The organism is Nocardia rhizosphaerae, from assembly GCF_042650365.1.
Lineage (GTDB): Bacteria > Actinomycetota > Actinomycetes > Mycobacteriales > Mycobacteriaceae > Nocardia > Nocardia rhizosphaerae.
The window spans coordinates 754,778-771,981 of record NZ_JBHSBA010000015.1 but is presented as its reverse complement, the minus strand read 5'-3'; the positions used below and the strand labels follow the sequence as shown (position 1 = coordinate 771,981).

Below are 17,204 nucleotides of genomic sequence, written 5' to 3'. Positions count from 1 at the left end.
ATGGACGATCGCGACCACCTGCCCGAACCGGCGCCCGAACCCGGAATCCCCACGGACCTGGTGGGCTTGGCGCGCATCGCCGGGCTGTCGCTGCGTCATATCGTCGGCGCGGTCACCAAGGGTGCGCTGCACACCGCCACCGACCTGGCCGACGATATCCGTGCGGGCGAACCGATCTCGCAGATCGTCGACGAACGGGTCGAGGCATTGCGCAAGATCGCGCTGTCGGCGCTCGGCCTGACCAGCACCGCCTCCGGCGTGTACGGCAGCGGCGATCAGGCGATCGGCGCCGAGGATCTACGGGCCATGGGCGGGGCGATGATCACCGAGGGCTGGGACTCGGCCCAGCAGCCGCGTGACCTGCACCCCTCGTTCGTGCCGATCCTGCACGACCTGACCCCCGACGAGGCCCGCATCCTGCGCTTCCTCGCTGTGGCCGGACCGCAACCGGCCATCGACATCCGCACCAAGACCCCGTTCGGGATCGGGTCCCAGCGCCTGGCCGACGGCATCAACATGATCGCCTACATGGCCGGTTGCGCCCTACCCGACCGCGATCACCACTATCTGGGCAACCTGAGCAGGCTCGGGCTGGTGCGGTTCTCCACCGAACCGGTCGCCGACTTCCGCAGGTACGCGTTCCTCGAGGCGCAGCCGAGCGCGCAGGCCGCCTACAAGTCGGTGAAGATGCGCGCCATCAGCTCCTATCGCAGCATCTATCTGTCGGTGTTCGGAAAGCAGTTCTGCGACGCGTGTTTCGTGCTCGGCGACTACACCGGGGGTGGTTGGGCCAGTGACGATCGCGGTGATGTCTATCTGGGCAAGGGCCCCCGGCTGCCGTGACGGTCAGTCCTTGCCGCGCAACGCCGCGATGACCTCGCCGAACATCACCGACTTGATCGCGGTCATCGTCGGCTGATCCTTGACCCCGATCGGGGTGAGGGTGGCCAGCGCGGAGTCGAGCACCGCGGACTCGGGCACGGCGGCGTCGACCAGATCGCATGCCGCCGCGTCGGCGCCACCGTAGCGGCGGCCGGTGGTCATGGCCGCCACGGCGGTCTTCGGCGGCACCTTCGCCTGGATCAGGGCCGCCATGCCGTTGGTGAACGGGATGCGGATATCGGCCTCGGGGAAGCAGAAGAACCCGCGGTCGGCGCGCATGATCCGGTAGTCGTGCGCCATCGCCAGCATGGCGCCCGCGCCGAAGGCGTGGCCGACGATCGCGGCGGCGGTCGGCATCGGCAGCGTCAGCACCCGGCCGAACAGGGCGTGCACGGAGGCGACATACTCGGTGGCCCGGTCACCGTTGGCCGAGAGCCACTCCAGATCGAGACCGTTGGAGTAGAACTTGCCGGACGCGGTGGTCACCAGCGCGGCCGCACCGTCGGCGACCACGGTGTCGAGGTGGGCGTGCACCTCGGTGAGGAAATCGGGGGAGAAGCGGTTCTCCCCGTCACCGAGGTCGAGGATCGCGATCGCGTCGTGGTGGCGCAGGGTGGGCATGGGTTTCCTTTCAGCGGGGGCCGACGTCGAGGACGGCACGGACAGCGGCCCGCAGATGTTTGCGAGCCAGGGGATCGGTGAGCTGGTCGCGGCGCAGCAGCAGCGCTGTCGGCAGGTCGACCAGGCAGGTGGTGACGGTGGCGACCCGGCGCCGGTCGGCCCGGCCCCACAGGGCCCGCGCGAGCCGGATCAGCACCGTGCGCAGCGCCCGCTCGGTGGCGGTGATCTGCTCGGCGAGTTCCGGGGGGAGCGGGCCGGTCAGCAGTTCGTCGCGGTCGACGAGCAGCAGCAACCGGGCGGAGTCGGGATGGGTGTCGGCCAGCCGGGCCGGGGTCTCGGCGGCGTCGACGACCGCGTCCAGGCGCGTCGCGGCATCGGCGGCGGTGACGGCGCGGTCCACGGCGGCGGCCTGCAGGGCGAGGAAGCGGCGGGCCGCGCGCACCCAGGTGCGTGCCAGGACCTCCTGCCGGGAGGCGTAGGTGTGGTAGAAGGCGCCGTTGGAGACCCCGGTCGCGGCGGCGACCGCGCGCACCGTGACCGCCGCCGGACCGGACTCGGCGGCGAGCCGTTCGGCGGCGTCGAGGACGGTCTCGGGGTCGTGGATGCGCGGTCTCGGCATGAACAAAAGTTTACAGAGCGTCTGCTCTGTTATTCCATCCGGAGGTACATGGCTGCAGGTGGAGCATGAATTATGTTCTGCCACTGAGGATTTCGTGACCGGCTAGCGGGATTCGGGCATAGAACAGTCTTCGTTACGCCCGCACGAACCCTCGTTACGATCGGGTACTGTTCGCATTCTTCGGTCCTGTCCGCACGAACAGATCGGCATCGCGATGTCCCGAGTGGTCACCAAGGAGCAGTACTACGACACCGCCGTGACGGTGCTGGCCGAATTCGGCTTCAAAGGTCTCAACATCGGGGTGCTGTGCCGCAGGCTCGGCGTCACCAGCGGCTCGTTCTACCACCATTTCGGATCCTGGCAAGGCTTCGTCGACACCCTGCTCGAACACTGGGAACACCGGCAGATGCGCGAACTACAGGCCCTCGACGTCGGCCACGGCGACCCCGACGCCGACGTGCGCGCCATGTCGGAGCTGGCAGGCGGGCTCCAGCACGGCGCCGAAGCGGCCCTGCGGGCCTGGGCGGCCAACGACGACTCGGTGCACGTGACGGTCAAACGGGTCGACGAGTCCCGGCGCCGGACCGCGCAGCGCGTGATCGACGGCGTGGTCGGCGACACCGAGACCGCCGGCGTGGTCACCGAGCTCGGCATCGCGATGCTGATCGGCTACCAGCAGCTGGCCGCCACCGGCGAACCCACCGAACTCGACCGACTACTCGGCGAGTACGCGCGCCTGATCTACTCCCATCGCCGTCAGCCCAGCAGTTCGTCCACATAGCACCAGCGCCACACCTCACCGGGTTCGATGCTGCGGATCACCGGGTGCGCGGTCGCCGCGAAGTGGGCGGTGGCGTGATTGCCCGGCGAGGACTCACAGCATCCGATGTAGCCGCAGTCGGTGCACAGCCGCAGGTGCACCCAGGTCAGGCCCTCCTCGACACACCGCGCGCATTCGAGCGCCCCGGCCGGTTCACGCAGCAGCGGCGCGTGTTCGAGATGCGTGCAGCCCGTGGCCGTCGCCCCGGTGAGCGGTTCGACGCGCGGTTCGTCATCGGCCTCGTCGAACCGGTCGATCATCGATTCCTCGAGGTCGAGGCGGGCCAGCACGTGCTGGAGCACCTCGTAGTCGGCGGTGCCCGCATCGCGGACCCGCAGCACCGCGGCCCGTTCGGCGTCGAGCATCGCCAGCCGCAGCCGCCGGTACTCCGCGGTCGGTGTCGCCACCTCGGCCTCCGGCCTACCCAGACGTTCCCACGCGGCGTTGGTGCGCCACTGCAACCGCTGCCGCAGCGATTCGATCACCGGTGCCGGCGTGTCCGGTTCGATCCGCCGGTCCAGCTCGGCCAGACCCGCGGTCGAGGCCTGCTGCAGCAGTTCGGCTTTCGCCAGCGCGTCTTCGGCGCGGCTCGGCCCGCGCAACCGCAGCAGACGCACCAGCCACGGCAGCGACGTGCCCTGCACCAGCAGGGTGCCGCCGACCACCACCAGCGCCAGCAATTCCAGCACCGGCAGCTGCGGAGTGGAATCGGGCAGGAGCAGGACCGCCGCCAATGTCACCACACCACGCATCCCCGCCCACGACACCACCGCGGCATGACTCAACGGTTCGGTGGGGCGCCCGAGCAGCCGGGCGAGCAGCACCGGCGTGAACACCCAGATCGGGCGTGCCAGCAACACCGCGGCCAGCACCGCCGCGGCCGCCAGCAGCAGCGTGGTGTGATCGAGCCCGCTGCGCCACGCTCCCTCCACGATCCAGCGCACCTGCAGACCGATGACCAGGAACACCGTGCTCTCCAACAGGAAACCGATGGTGCGCCAGTTGGTCGACTCCGCGACCCGCGACGCCGCGCCCTGCCAGCGTTGTGCCCCGTGCCCGAGGATCATCCCGCAGGTCACCACCGCGATCACCCCGGAGGCGTGCACATGCTCGGCGGGCAGATACGCCACGAACGGCGCCAGCAGCGACAGCGAGGTGTCGAGCACCGGATCGTTGATCCGCGTGCGCAGTAGCGCGAGAGCGGCCGCCACCGCGGCGCCGATCGCCGCACCGCCGACCGCGGCGATCAGGAAGTCGCCGCCGATCTGCGCGACCGTCACCGCACCCGCCATCGCCGCGATCGCGCTGCGCAACGACACCAGCGCCGTGGCGTCGTTGAACAGCGACTCGTCCTCGAGCACGGTCACGATGCTGCGCGGCATCCCGGTGCGCCGCGCGATCGCGGTGGCCGCCACCGCATCCGGCGGCGCGACCACCGCGCCGAGCGCGACAGCGGCCGCGAACGGGATGGGCAGCAGCCACCACGCCACCACGGCCACCGCGAAGGTGGTGAACAGGATCAACCCCACCGACAGCGACACGATGGTGCGCACGTTGTCCTTGAAGTCGACCAGCGAGGTGCGCAGCGCCGCGGTGTAGAGCAGCGGGGGCAGCAGGCCAAGTAGCACCACCTCCGGTTCGAGATGCACCTGCGGCACCATCGGCAGATACGATGCTGCCACCCCGGCCACCGTGAGTACCAGCGGCTCCGATACCCCGAATCGCCGCGCCAGTGCCGCGAGCGCGGCCGCGGAGCCGACCAGAATCACCACACCGATCGCCATGTCCACGGTCGGCATTCTTCCACCGGTCTCAGGTGGCCGCCGTGCGCGGCGCGATCACCGACCACAGGTACACCGCCGAGGCTGGCCCCGACCCCGAGCCCGACACACACCGCGGCGGGCAGCACGAGGATCCGCCCGCCCACGTTGAACAGCGCGTTGCCGCTGATGATCAGCGCCGCGCCGAGCGTCCTGGCCAGCGCGGTGTGCCCACACGCCGTTGCTGACCCGGTCACTCGATCCCCACGACGGCCGCCACCTGGCGGGCAGGGCCGCGACCACGCCGTGGCACCGCCGATCGCGCGGCGAATCCGAGCCGACAACGACGTACTCAGCCCACCTGCTCGTCGCCGCTCAGATGGCCGACCGCGCCCCAGACCCGCAGCGCCAGCCGCGGACCCTCCCGCCGCCACTGTGACACCGACGCGTTCGGCACCGGCTCGACCGAATCGGGTACTGGAGCGCCGAGCCCGTCCAGCACATAGCGCATCGTCAGCACCACCGCGTCGTGGCTCACCACCAGCACCTGCTCGCCCGCGGCCACCACATCCAGCTCGTCGAGGAAGCCGCGCACCCGCAACGCCACATCCGCCAGCGACTCACCGCCGGGCGGGCGATACACCCAGTTGCCCACCTGCTGCCTGCGCGTCGCCTCGGCGGGGGAGCGGCGCCGGATCGCCCGGTACGGGTGCAGCTCGAACACGCCCATCTCGCGGTCCCGCAACCGCTCGTCGACCAGGGTGCGGATCGGGCGCAGGTGCCGGTTGCGGGTCGCCGCGGCCTCGGCCATCACCGCCCAGGTGACCCGGGCCCGCAGGTAGGGCGAACAGACCACCAGCGTCGGCCGCTGCGCCCCGGCCAGCCCCGCCAACCACTCGCCCAGACATCCCGCCTGCCACAGCCCGAACTCGGTGAGCTCGACCTCCGCGTCGGTGCCGCGCATCGGGCGCTGCTCGGTCGCCGGATCCGCGTACCAGGCGTTGGCGACGCTTTGCGCGTGCCGGACCGCCCACAGCCCACCGAGCGCACGGGGGACCGGCAACCCCTCCGGCACCTGCACCCATCCTCTCCGCGGTTCGATGACCATCGGAAACACCTTCCCGCTCGTCCTGTCGTGCCCGGACGCGCCAGGGAATAGCGGCGATACCGCCGATGTTGCACCCCCCGAAACTTGTACGCCTGTCCAGATCAGTTCGGCGGAACCGCCGCCGAGAGGAGGCCCGCTTGACCACCAGGGTAGAGATCTTCACCGACATCAACTGCCCGTTCTGCTACCTCGGCAAAGCCCGCTTCGAAGCCGCGCTCGCCGAATTCGAACACCGCGACGAGGTCGAGGTCGTGCACCGCTCGTTCGAACTCGACCCCGCTCTGCCCGCGGACCAGACAGGGCCCGTCATCCCCCGCATCGCCGCCAAGTACGGCATCGGCGTCGACCAGGCCGCCGCCAACGAACGTGCCATCGCCGCCCAGGCCGCCCAGCTCGGCCTGCCGTACCGCAGCAGCGGCCGCGACTACGGCAACAGCTTCGATATGCACCGCCTCCTGCACTTCGCGCTCGAGAAGGGGCGCCAGGACGCCCTGCTCGACGCGCTCTACGCCGGCAACTTCGCCGAACCGGAACCCGTGTTCGGCGACCGCGAACGCCTCGTCGCCATCGCGGTCCGCGCCGGGCTCGACGAGAACCAGGTCAGGGCAGTGCTCGCCGACCCCAACGCCTACGCGGCAGACGTGCGCCGCGACGAACGCGACGCCGCCCAGCTCGGCGCGACCGGCGTCCCGTACTTCGTCTTCGACAACAAGTACGCCGTCTCCGGCGCCCAGCCCACCGAGGTGTTCACCCAGGCGCTGACCACCGCATGGAACGACCGCACCGCACCGCTGATCACCGTGGACGGCGACAACGCCCCCGCCTGCGGACCCGACGGCTGCCCGAGCTGAAACCTGCAGGTCGACAACAACTTTGATATCGGCGTTCGCGCCGGACCCGATCGCCTCCAGCGCCCGCTCCAACGGCAGCCGCCGGGTGATCAACCGGCCGAGCCACCCCGCATCGGCCGTCGCCAGCTCGTAGTGCCGCCGATTCGCGTTCACCGAGCCGAACACCAGCGCCGACCCCGTATGGAACGTCGCCCCCAGATCGGCCACCAGCGCCGGCTTCGGGCCATCGGCCGTGCGGTCCAGGACGTGGACCTCCAGCCCGCGCTGCACCCCGAGCAGCCCGATCGGTCCGGCGCACAGCAACGACAAGACTCGAACCGCTTGCGGACTCCCCGCGTCCCGACCCGCGCTACGGTGGACACCGCCGCACCGATCGACCGCTGGAGGCGACTTGCGCACCCTCGTCCGGATCCTGCTCGTCCTCGCCGCGCTGACCTGCGCCGCGGGACCTGCGCCCGCCGCGCCCGCCGTCGACGACACCACCGGCCGCATCATCGACGACCTGCTCGCCGTCCGCGCCGAAGCTGGCGATCTCGACCGAGGCGACCTGCTCGCCCGCTTGTCGGCCCGGCTGCTCGGCACCCCCTACGGGCCGGACATGCTCATCGGGTCGGCCACCGAACCCGAACAACTCGTCATCGACCTGCGCCGCGTCGACTGCTTCACCCTGCTCGACTACGTCGAAGCCGCCTCCCGCTCCGCCGACCGCGACGAATTCACCGCCAACCTGATCGCCACCCGCTACTTCGACAGCCGCGTCGAATTCACCCAGCGCAAACACTTCTTCACCGACTGGGCAGGTGCGGGCCGCCCGCTCGCCACCGACATCACCGCGACCCTGAGCCCCACCGCTGTCACCACCACCAAACACCTCAACGCCAAAGCCGACGGCAGCATGTACCTGCCCGGTATCCCCGTCGTCGACCGGCCGATCACCCATATCCCGTCGGCCGCCGTCGACGGGGGAGTGGTGGCCGCCCTGCGCACCGGCGACTTCCTCGGCGCCTACACCACCGACGCCGGGCTCGACGTCACCCACGTCGGCATCATCGTGCGGACCCCGGACGGGGCCGTGTTCCGCAACGCGTCCTCGCTCGCCGACCACCGGGTCGTCGACACCCCGCTCGCCGACTACCTGCGCACCGTCCCCGGCATCGTCGTCCTGCGCCCCCGCTGACACCACGTCGGCTAACCATCGGCAACCACATCGCGGGCATGCGAGAATCGGGCGTATGCCCAGCACGCCGGAGCGATCCCAGCACCTGCGCGACCTCGCCCTGCTCCGCCGCGTCCGCGACCGGATCGACCGCGAATACGCCCGGCCACTCGACGTCGAAGCCCTCGCCCGCGGCGTGCACATGTCCGCCGGCCACCTCAGCCGCCGCTTCCGCGCCGCCTACGGCGAATCGGTCTACTCCTACCTGATGACCCGCCGCATCGAACGCGCCATGGCGCTGCTGCGCCGCGGCGACCTCAGCGTCACCGAGGTGTGCTTCGCGGTCGGCTCGTCCTCACTCGGCACCTTCAGCACCCGCTTCACCGAACTCGTCGGCGTCCCACCCAGCGTCTACCGGCAGCGACACCAGTCCGCGCCCACAGCGGGAATGCCGTCGTGCGAGGTCAAGAAGGTGACCAGACCGATCAGGAATCGAGAAGCACCCGCCGCCACCGGTCATTAGCGTGGTCGTCATGAACATCACCATTCACCAGTCCTACCTGCCCCACGACGACCCCGACGCCGCCCTCGCCTTCTACCGCGACGCCCTCGGCTTCGAAGTCCGCAACGACGTCGGCTACAACGGCATGCGTTGGATCACCGTCGGCCCAGCAGGCCAGCCCGACACCGCCATCGTGCTGCACCCACCCGCCGCCGACCCCGGCATCACCGACGACGAACGCCGCGTCATCACCGAAATGATGGCCAAAGGCACCTACGCGGGCGTCAACCTCGCCACCGACGACCTCGACGGCCTGTTCGCCAAGCTCCAAGCCGGCGACATCGAGGTCGTCCAGGAACCCACCGACCAGCCCTACGGCGTCCGCGACTGCGCCTTCCGCGACCCAGCGGGCAACCTGATCCGCATTCAGCAAATCCAATGAGTCGGACCCCGCGACTACCATCGACCCGGCGACGCCGACCGACCTAGGAGACCCATGAGCACGGCCACCAGAACCGCTACCCCCACCGTGGAACCGGCCGACAGCCACGACCTGATCCGGGTCCACGGCGCCCGCGTGAACAACCTGCGCGACATCGACGTCGAGCTCCCCAAGCGCAGGCTCACCGTGTTCACCGGCGTCTCCGGTTCCGGCAAGAGCTCGCTGGTGTTCGGCACCATCGCCGCGGAATCACAGCGCCTCATCAACGAGACCTACAGCGCCTTCGTCCAGGGCTTCATGCCCAGCCAGTCCCGCCCCGACGTCGACGTCCTCGAAGGCCTCACCACCGCCATCCTCGTCGACCAGTCCCGCCTCGGCGCCGACCCGCGCTCCACCGTCGGCACCGTCACCGACGCCAACGCCATGCTGCGTATCCTGTTCAGCCGCTTGGGTGACCCGCATATCGGGTCGTCCCAGGCGTTCTCGTTCAACGTCGCCTCGATCAGCGGCTCCGGCGCCGTCGCCGTCGAGAAGAACGGCGTCACCGTGAAAGAACGCCGCAGCTTCAGCATCACCGGCGGCATGTGCCCCACCTGCGAGGGCAAAGGCACCGTCAACGACATCGACCTCACCGAGCTCTACGACGAGAACAAATCACTCGACGAAGGCCCCTTCAAGATCCCCGGCTACACCATGGACGGATGGATGGGCCGGATCTTCAAGGGCAGCGGCTTCTTCGACACCGCCAAACCGATCAAAAAATACACCAAGAAGCAGCTCGCCGACCTGCTCTACAAGGAGCCGACCAAGATCAAGGTCGAGGGCATCAACCTCACCTACGAAGGCCTGATCCCCAAGATCCGCAAGTCCATGCTGTCCAAGGACGTCGACGCCCTGCAGCCGCACGTGCGCGCCTTCGTCGAACGCGCCGTCACCTTCGGCACCTGCCCCGACTGCGACGGCACCCGCCTGTCCGCCGAAGCCCGCTCGTCCAAGATCGACGGCGTCAGCATCGCCGACGCCTGCGCCATGCAGATCACCGACCTCGCCGAATGGGTCAAAACCGTCGACGACCCCTCCGTCGCACCGCTGCTGGAATCGCTGCGCCAAACCCTCGACTCCTTCGTCGAGATCGGCCTCGGCTACCTGTCGCTGTCCCGCCCCTCCGGCACCCTGTCCGGCGGTGAAGCCCAGCGCGTCAAAATGATCCGCCACCTCGGTTCCTCCCTCACCGACGTCACCTACGTCTTCGACGAGCCGACCGCAGGACTGCACCCGCACGACATCCAGCGCATGAACGACCTGCTGCTGCGCCTGCGCGACAAAGGCAACACCGTCCTCGTCGTCGAACACAAACCCGAAACCATCGCCATCGCCGACCACATCGTCGACCTCGGCCCCGCCGCAGGCTCCAAGGGCGGCACCATCTGCTTCGAAGGCACCGTCGACGGACTGCGCGCCAGCGGCACCGTCACCGGCCGCCACTTCGACGACCGCGCCACTGTCAAAGACACCGTACGAAAGCCCAAGGGCGCGTTGCAGATCCGCGGCGCCACCGCCAACAACCTGCGCGACGTCGACGTCGACATCCCACTCGGTGTCCTGGTCGCCGTCACCGGTGTCGCCGGGTCGGGCAAGAGCTCGCTCGTGCACGGATCCATCCCGATCGACGAGGGCGTCATCTCCATCGACCAGGCACCCATCAAGGGATCCCGCCGCAGCAATCCCGCCACCTACACCGGCCTGCTCGACCACATCCGCAAAGCCTTCGCCAAGGCAACCGGCGCCAAACCGGCCCTGTTCAGCGCGAACTCCGAAGGCGCATGCCCCAACTGCAACGGCGCAGGCGTCGTCTACACCGACCTCGCCATGATGGCCGGCGTGTCCACCGTGTGCGAGGTGTGCGAGGGCAAGCGGTTCATGGCCGAGGTGCTCGACTACACCTTCGCGGGCAAGAACATCAGCGAAGTCCTGTCGATGCCCGTCGACGAAGCCCGCGAATTCTTCGGCGCGGGGGAGGCCCGCACCCCCGCCGCACACAAGATCCTCACCCACCTCACCGAGGTCGGCCTCGGCTACCTCACCATCGGCCAGCCCCTGACCACCCTGTCCGGCGGCGAACGCCAGCGCCTCAAGCTGGCCACCCACATGTCCGACAAGGGCGGCACCTACATCCTCGACGAACCGACCACCGGACTGCACCTGGCCGACGTCGAACAACTCCTCGGCCTGCTCGACCGCCTCGTCGACGCGGGCAAATCCGTGATCGTCGTCGAACACCACCAGGCCGTCATGGCACACGCCGACTGGATCATCGACCTAGGCCCCGGCGCAGGCCACGACGGCGGCCAGATCGTGTTCCAAGGCACCCCCGCCGACCTCGTCGCCGACCGCTCCACCCTTACCGGCCAACACCTCGCCGAGTACGTCGGAGCATGAAAGAAGCCGTTCTCCCCTGGGATTTCGACACCGGGGGAGAACGGTCGCGAACACGTCCCGCCGGCTCGGCGAACCACCACGCGACCGGCAGTACGTCGTGTACTGCTCAGGCGACCGCGCAGGAGCCCACCCGGTGCGCACAGGCCGATCACCACCGGTCAACATCCGGGCGCGCGCACCACCCGGATCACCGGCGGATGCCTCAGGCTCCGGCCGACCACACAGTAGCGCTCGGTCAGGTCGGCGAGCTTGGCCAACGCGGCCACTTCCACCTCGGCGGACGTCGTGACGGTAATCGTCACCGTGATCGGTGACACCCCGACCTCGACGGTCCGGTCGATGCCGAGGGTTCCGGTGGCATCGAAGGAACCGGTCGCCTCGACCTCGGCGCCGACGATAGGCAGCTCCATCGCCGTGGCGACGCTACGACAGGTCACCCCGGCACAGGCGGCCAACGCCTCGAGCAACATGTCACCAGAGCAGGCATCGGAGCCGTCGCCGCCGGTGGCGGGGTGCAGGCCCGCACGCGCCGGTCCCGCGAACGTCTGCACCGTGCAGGTGACACCGGGATCGGCGAACGAACCCCTGGCACGCAGTGGCGTGACCGCAGCACCCGGATCTTCCCGGTAGCGCTGTTTCACCGATGCCTGCTTGGCCCGCAACTCCGCCGCGGTGGTCATCCATCGACGGTAGTCCGGAAACGACCGCAACAACACGTTGAACGGCGAACCGCGACCTTGGTACCTTGAAATCGGGGACCGCCGTTCGGACCGGCGAACCATGGGCCGCCACCCGAACACAACCAAGGGGCGCATCGATGCCGGTATTCATGGTGGAGCGGCAATTCGCCGAACAGCTCGAGGTGGCCCCGGAGACCGCCGCGGAAATCAACCGGATCAACGACGAATACGGTGTGCGCTGGCTCAGCTCGTTCCTGTCGCTGGACAAACGCAAAACCTTCTGCCTCTACGAGGCCGACAACGTCGACGCGATCCGGGCCGCCGCGGTCCGAGCCGGAATTCCCGCCGACGCGATCATGGAATTGTCCGGCACCCTCACCCCAGACGGCTCTTTCGCTCCGCTGTAACCGCCCCGCGCTAGAGCAGTCCGTGCTCGGAGGCGAATATCGCCGCCCTGGTGCGATTGGGCGCATCGGTCTTGATCAGAATGCTGCGCACATGATTGGCCGCCGTATTCGCGCTGATGAACAATCGCTCACCGATCTCGCGATTGGACAGACCATCGGCTACCAAGCGGAGCACCTCCACCTCCCGATCCGTCAACCCCTTGGGCAGCAGCGCGCGTTCGGTACGCGGAGCCGGATCGGCATCCAGCTCACGGAGAATGCGGCGGTGCCCGATCCGCCGGGCCAGCGCGCGTGCCTCGGTCGCCAGATCGGTGGCGGCAGGTCCGGGCCCGGCATCAGGGTGGCGGAGCCGGTGTCTGCTCCACGCCGCCAAGGTCTCGGCCTGGTGAGTGACCGCGCCCATCCGGCGATCCATCGCGAGCGCGCGCTCGAAGTGCTGGTCGGCGCTGTCCACACCGAGTACCGAATCGACTTCGGCGAGGTAGCGGTCGGCACTGCCGAACACCGCCACACTTGCTCCGGCCATCAGATTGGCCCCAGAGTATTCGACCAGCCACGGGCGCAACGTCGCCGCCACCGCCGGATCGTCGAGCCGGACCGCGGCCTCGGTGGCGAAAGCCAGCACCCCCGCCCACTGCGCGCCGAGCCGATAGTCATCGAGCCGAGCACACAGGTAGACCAACAGGCGAGCGGCCTGCTGCCACATCTCCAATGCCGTGTACAACGCCAACAGCCCAGGCAACCAGTGATCGTCGAAGTTCTCGCGCCCGGTGATCAGCGGGCGAACCTGTTCCAGACTCCCGGTGACCCGCCGGAGCATGAACTGCTGCACACCCCACGATCCTTCGGTAGCGCCGCCGAACTCGTGCGCGAATTGGTCGTCGAGCCAATCACTGATCCGCTCCGCGCCCGCGAAGTCGCCGACCGCGAACCGGTGCGCGCACCGCGAACAGCCGGCGACATACCGGAAGAACGGTTGCCCGCGCGCCAGCGCCAGCTCGGTCAGATCACGCTGCGCACCACTCCACTCCGGCTCGTCGCCGAGCAGATACGCAAAGACCGCACGATGGAACGCCGCCGGGCCCCGGTGATCGTCATCGCCGAGACGCGACCCGATCTCGTTCAGCTCGATCGCGCGGGTCAGCAACTCCGGTGCCAGATCCGGCCGGATACCCTGCCACAGCGTCGTGCTCAAGGCATGCGCGAGGAGCTCCTCGTCGCCGATGCGCCTGGCGCGCGCCAACGCGTCCTCACCGATCCGGCGAGCCTGCTCCGAATCGCCGGTGAACGAAGCGGCCCGCCCCATGCTCGCCCGAGCTCGCACCGACAGCGGATCATCCTGATCGAGCCCGGCGGCGCCGAGCGACTCACTCAGCAACGCCAGCGAGCGCTGACCAGGTGCGGAGGGACGCCACGACGCGTCCTCGTGCCCGATCGCAGCAGCCAGCCGGACTCGGGGGTCGTCGTCGGTGGCGAGCTCCTCGAAGAGGCGACGGGCCGTCGGGAAGTCACCACCGTGCACATGACAGCGCGCCGCTGCCGCGAGCAGCTCGACCCGAGTCGGCCCCCGCGTGGACTGCACCCGCGCGGCACGTTCGTACAGGACCGCCGCCTCGCGGTGCGAGATGCCACGCTCGGCCTGGCGGGCCGCGAGCACCAGGTAGTGCACCGCCTTGTCCGCGTATCCGAGCCCACGAGCCTGGTGGAAATGATGTGCCAGCGCGGCTACCAGCGTCGGATCCCGCTTCTCGATCGCGCGTGCGACCCTGGCGTGCGCGGCCGCGAGATCGCCCGCGGGCATCCGGTCCAGCACGGCCCGGCGAGCCAGCGCGTGCGCGAAGCGAAATCCACCGTCCTCGCCATCGCAGAGGAGAAGACCCGCGCGCACCCCGAAATCCATCCCGGCCAGGACCTGGACGCCATCTAGCTCGTCGGACAGGATCTCGGGATCGACGACGTCGCCGGCGACCGCGGCCAGCTCGATCACCCGCGCGTGGTCGGCGTCGAAGGCCGCCAGACGGCGGGCGAGCGCATCCTGGACCGATCGCGGCGCCGCGATACCTGACCGTATCGCGGACAGACCACCCCGGTTCACCAGGTCGTGCAAGTACTCCTGGAGGAAGAACGGATTCCCACCGGTGTGGTCACGCAATACCGGCGCGGCCGACCGCGCGACCACCCGGGACACCCCGGCTGCCCGAACGAGGTAGTCAGCCACCTCCCCGGTACCGAGCCCGACCAGGTCGATCCGGGCGACGCCGTCGAGCCGATGTAGATCGGCGAGGGCGAAACCAACCGCATCCGTACGGTCCGGGGCAGTCGTGCGGAGGGTGGCCAATACCAGGAGCCGTTCACCGGCCGTGGACTCGACCAGGTGGGACAACATGGCCAACGTCGGCTCCGAGGCCCAGTGCAGATCCTCCAGTACCAGCACCAGGGGACCACGATCGGCGATCGCCAGCAACACCCGCAGCAGAGCATCGAACAGGACCGGCTGCGAATCGTATCCGCCAAGAAGCTGTTCCGCGGTCGGCCAGCACCGCGACACACTCGCTGTCAGCCGTAGCAGCGGGGCCGCGGCCGCGGGGGCGACGGCGCGCAAGACGTCCGGGGGAGTCCGCTCGATCGCCTGTTCGAGGATCGCGACGAACGGCCGGTACGGAATGTCGAGGTCTTCGCGGCACGCGCCACACAGCACCGTGACGCCTTGGGCACGCAGTGCGGCGGCGGCCTCGCTCACCAGCCGGGTCTTGCCGACACCGGGCTCGCCACCCACGAAAACGACCTGTCGCCGGTTGTCCTCGACCGCCGCCCAGACAGCTTCGAGCCGCGCGACTTCCGCGCGCCGACCGACAAAGGCCGTGCCACTTCTCGGCGGAGCCGATTCCGTCACCTCTCGACCATAGCCGGATTCGGCGACCACCGAGATAGTCCGATCTGACCCCCTCACCGTCGCATCGATTCGATCAGATCAGGTCAGGTACGGGGCGCCGCGACTCCGTAGCGTCACCGGTAACGCCGACAGAGGAGCCGCATCATGGCCACACCGATCAAGGATCTGCCCATCGAAGTCGCCCAAGGCGAGCTGGTGACCCGATACATAGAGTGGGGCGACATGGCACTCCGGCACGCCAGCGTCCCGGCCGGGACAGACTTCGGTCCGGTCCTGCGTGGCCTCCCCGAGGACCGGTGCCCCTCCCCGCACTGGGGAATCGTGCTGGAAGGATCGCTACGGCTCGAGCATGCCGACGGCACCGTGGAGACCGCGCAAGCCGGCGAGGTCTACTACTGGCCCCCAGGGCACACCGCGACCTCGACCGAGGGCGCGGTCTTCCTCGAAGTCGGCCCCGTCGCGCAGATGCGGCAGTTCCACGACCACGCACTGCACCTTTTCGGCTGATCGCCACACCGGCTCGAACCGACCTCAGGGAGCGGCAATGAACGGCACACCAGCACTGACCATGCTCGAAGCGGCCCGCGGCGAGGTGATCACGGCGCAGTCACCCGGCTACGACGAGGCTCGCTCGGTCTACAACGGGATGATCGACCGAAAGCCTCTCGCGATTGTCGGCGCGGTCGATGTGGCCGATGTCCGCACCACCGTCGACGCCGCCCGCGAGAGCGGACTTGACCTCGCCATCCGTGCCGGAGCGCACAGCGTTCCCGGGTTCGGCACAGTCGACGACGGCATCGTCTTGGACCTTCGGGCGATGAAAGGCATTCGCATCGATCCCGCGCGGCGGATCGCCCGGGTACAGGCAGGCTGCACCTGGGGCGACTTCGACCACGCCGCGCACACCTTCGGCCTCGCCACCACCGGTGGCATCATCTCGACCACCGGTGTGGCAGGACTGACGCTCGGCGGCGGCATCGGCTACCTCGCCCGCGCCCACGGGCTTTCCATCGACAACCTCCGATCCGCCGATGTCGTCCTTGCCGACGGCACGTTCGTGACCGCCGACCAGACCGAGCATCCCGAGCTTTTCTGGGCCCTGCGCGGTGGAGGTGGCAACTTCGGTGTGGTGACCGAGATGGAGTTCGACCTGCACCCGGTGGACACCGTGTACGGAGGCCCCATGTTCTTCGAACTCGGTGCCGCCGAAGCATTGCTGCGGACCTACCGTGATTGGATCGCGGCGGCGCCACGGGCGATGGGTGCTTTCCCGGGTTTTCAGATCGCGCCGCCACTGCCGTTCATCCCCGAGGGCCGGGTCGGCGAACCATTCCTGCTGCTCGTGTCCTGCTTCAACGGCAGCGACGAAGCAGCAGAGGCACTGCTGGCGGACCTGCGAGCGGTGGCGACACCGGTGGCCGAGCACGTCGGCCGAATGCCTTATCCGGCCCTCAACAGCGCGTTCGACGCACTGCTGCCGCCGGGACTTCAGCACTATTGGAAGGCGGCGTTCCAGCTCGAGCTCACCGACGACGCCCTCGCGGCCCATCTCGAATTCGGGCCCCGGGTCCCCGCCATGCAGTCCACGATGCACCTGTATCCCATCGATGGCGCTGTGCACGACATCGCGGCGGATGCCACCGCGTTCGCCTACCGGAACGCGACCTTCGCCCCGGTGATCGCCGGAATGTGGCCGGATCCGGTCGACAACGAAGCCAACATCGGGTGGGTCCGTGACTACCATGCAGCGCTCGAACCGCACACCGCGGCGGGCGGCTACATCAACTTCATGGCCTCCGACGACCAGAGCCGCATCCGCGCCAACTACGGCGCGAACTACGACCGCCTGGCCACGATCAAGAAGACCTACGACCCGGCCAACCTGTTCCATCTGAACCAGAACATCGCACCGGCCGGGTAGGAGCCACCGCGTCGACCGCGAGTTCGAAAACCGTTGTGGCGCACCAGTACCTGGAACTCCGCGGGGATTATCCCTTTCTTGAAAACGTCACAGTGACGATTTA

17 protein-coding genes are annotated in these 17,204 nt (G+C 68.9%); 10 read left to right on the top strand and 7 right to left on the bottom strand.

Annotated features, from left to right (window positions below; translation table 11 throughout):
- Positions 1-843 (top strand): Abi-alpha family protein, encoded by an 843-nt coding sequence (locus ACFOW8_RS25750; protein ID WP_378554086.1) that lies wholly within the window; start codon positions 1-3, stop codon positions 841-843.
- A 3-nt stretch (positions 844-846) separates the two neighbouring features.
- Here ACFOW8_RS25750 and ACFOW8_RS25745 read toward each other — a convergent pair whose 3' ends face one another.
- Positions 847-1,503 (bottom strand): enoyl-CoA hydratase-related protein, encoded by a 657-nt coding sequence (locus ACFOW8_RS25745; protein WP_378554085.1) that lies wholly within the window; start codon positions 1,501-1,503, stop codon positions 847-849.
- Positions 1,504-1,513: 10 nt separating this feature from the next.
- Positions 1,514-2,122: a TetR family transcriptional regulator gene (locus ACFOW8_RS25740; protein ID WP_378554084.1), complete on the bottom strand. Its 609-nt coding sequence runs from the start codon at positions 2,120-2,122 to the stop codon at positions 1,514-1,516.
- A gap of 214 nt (positions 2,123-2,336) precedes the next feature.
- Here ACFOW8_RS25740 and ACFOW8_RS25735 point away from each other — a divergent pair, with 214 nt between their 5' ends.
- A complete protein-coding gene (locus tag ACFOW8_RS25735; RefSeq protein ID WP_378554083.1) occupies positions 2,337-2,903 on the top strand; it encodes a TetR/AcrR family transcriptional regulator in 567 nt (188 codons plus the stop codon).
- Here ACFOW8_RS25735 and ACFOW8_RS25730 read toward each other — a convergent pair.
- The 3 genes from ACFOW8_RS25730 to ACFOW8_RS25720 all read right to left on the bottom strand — a co-directional run bounded on the left by ACFOW8_RS25730 (position 2,879) and on the right by ACFOW8_RS25720 (position 5,810).
- The gene (locus ACFOW8_RS25730; protein WP_449289780.1) at positions 2,879-4,726 is read right to left on the bottom strand and encodes a Na+/H+ antiporter; all 1,848 of its coding nucleotides are present in this window, start codon (positions 4,724-4,726) and stop codon (positions 2,879-2,881) included. The genes ACFOW8_RS25735 and ACFOW8_RS25730 overlap by 25 nt on opposite strands.
- Entirely contained in the window at positions 4,708-4,959 is a 252-nt protein-coding gene (locus tag ACFOW8_RS25725; protein ID WP_378554081.1) for a hypothetical protein, read from the bottom strand. Before ACFOW8_RS25725 ends, ACFOW8_RS25730 begins: the two co-directional genes overlap by 19 nt.
- Positions 4,960-5,054: 95 nt before the next feature.
- Positions 5,055-5,810, bottom strand: coding sequence for a histidine phosphatase family protein (locus ACFOW8_RS25720; protein ID WP_378554080.1), 756 nt, complete (start codon positions 5,808-5,810; stop codon positions 5,055-5,057).
- Positions 5,811-5,947: 137 nt separating this feature from the next.
- Here ACFOW8_RS25720 and ACFOW8_RS25715 point away from each other — a divergent pair, with 137 nt between their 5' ends.
- The 5 genes from ACFOW8_RS25715 (at position 5,948) to ACFOW8_RS25695 (ending at position 11,200) form a co-directional block, all read left to right on the top strand.
- The gene (locus tag ACFOW8_RS25715; RefSeq protein WP_378554079.1) at positions 5,948-6,661 is read left to right on the top strand and encodes a DsbA family oxidoreductase; all 714 of its coding nucleotides are present in this window, start codon (positions 5,948-5,950) and stop codon (positions 6,659-6,661) included.
- 391 nt (positions 6,662-7,052) lie between these two features.
- Positions 7,053-7,838: an N-acetylmuramoyl-L-alanine amidase-like domain-containing protein gene (locus ACFOW8_RS25710; RefSeq protein ID WP_378554077.1), complete on the top strand. Its 786-nt coding sequence runs from the start codon at positions 7,053-7,055 to the stop codon at positions 7,836-7,838.
- Between the two features lie 55 nt (positions 7,839-7,893).
- Complete coding sequence (locus ACFOW8_RS25705; RefSeq protein WP_378554076.1) at positions 7,894-8,340, top strand: helix-turn-helix transcriptional regulator; 447 nt, start codon at positions 7,894-7,896, stop codon at positions 8,338-8,340.
- A gap of 10 nt (positions 8,341-8,350) precedes the next feature.
- Positions 8,351-8,761: a VOC family protein gene (locus tag ACFOW8_RS25700; RefSeq protein WP_378554075.1), complete on the top strand. Its 411-nt coding sequence runs from the start codon at positions 8,351-8,353 to the stop codon at positions 8,759-8,761.
- Between the two features lie 54 nt (positions 8,762-8,815).
- Positions 8,816-11,200, top strand: coding sequence for an ATP-binding cassette domain-containing protein (locus tag ACFOW8_RS25695; RefSeq protein ID WP_378554074.1), 2,385 nt, complete (start codon positions 8,816-8,818; stop codon positions 11,198-11,200).
- Positions 11,201-11,358: 158 nt separating this feature from the next.
- Here ACFOW8_RS25695 and ACFOW8_RS25690 read toward each other — a convergent pair whose 3' ends face one another.
- On the bottom strand, positions 11,359-11,880 hold the full coding sequence (locus ACFOW8_RS25690; protein WP_378554072.1) for an OsmC family protein: 522 nt from the start codon (positions 11,878-11,880) through the stop codon (positions 11,359-11,361).
- Between the two features lie 137 nt (positions 11,881-12,017).
- On the opposite strand from ACFOW8_RS25690, the gene ACFOW8_RS25685 reads away from it, so the two are divergent.
- Positions 12,018-12,287 (top strand): DUF4242 domain-containing protein, encoded by a 270-nt coding sequence (locus ACFOW8_RS25685; protein ID WP_378554071.1) that lies wholly within the window; start codon positions 12,018-12,020, stop codon positions 12,285-12,287.
- 10 nt (positions 12,288-12,297) lie between these two features.
- Here the strand turns inward: ACFOW8_RS25685 and ACFOW8_RS25680 are convergent, their stop codons facing one another.
- Positions 12,298-15,180 carry an ATP-binding protein gene (locus ACFOW8_RS25680; RefSeq protein ID WP_378554070.1) on the bottom strand — a complete coding sequence of 961 codons (2,883 nt, stop codon included), beginning with the start codon at positions 15,178-15,180 and terminating at the stop codon, positions 12,298-12,300.
- 144 nt (positions 15,181-15,324) lie between these two features.
- On the opposite strand from ACFOW8_RS25680, the gene ACFOW8_RS25675 reads away from it, so the two are divergent.
- The gene (locus ACFOW8_RS25675) at positions 15,325-15,687 is read left to right on the top strand and encodes a hypothetical protein (protein ID WP_378554069.1); all 363 of its coding nucleotides are present in this window, start codon (positions 15,325-15,327) and stop codon (positions 15,685-15,687) included.
- Positions 15,688-15,724: 37 nt separating this feature from the next.
- Positions 15,725-17,101, top strand: a complete 1,377-nt coding sequence (locus ACFOW8_RS25670; protein ID WP_378554068.1) for an FAD-binding oxidoreductase — start codon at positions 15,725-15,727, stop codon at positions 17,099-17,101.
- Positions 17,102-17,204 lie beyond the last annotated feature (103 nt).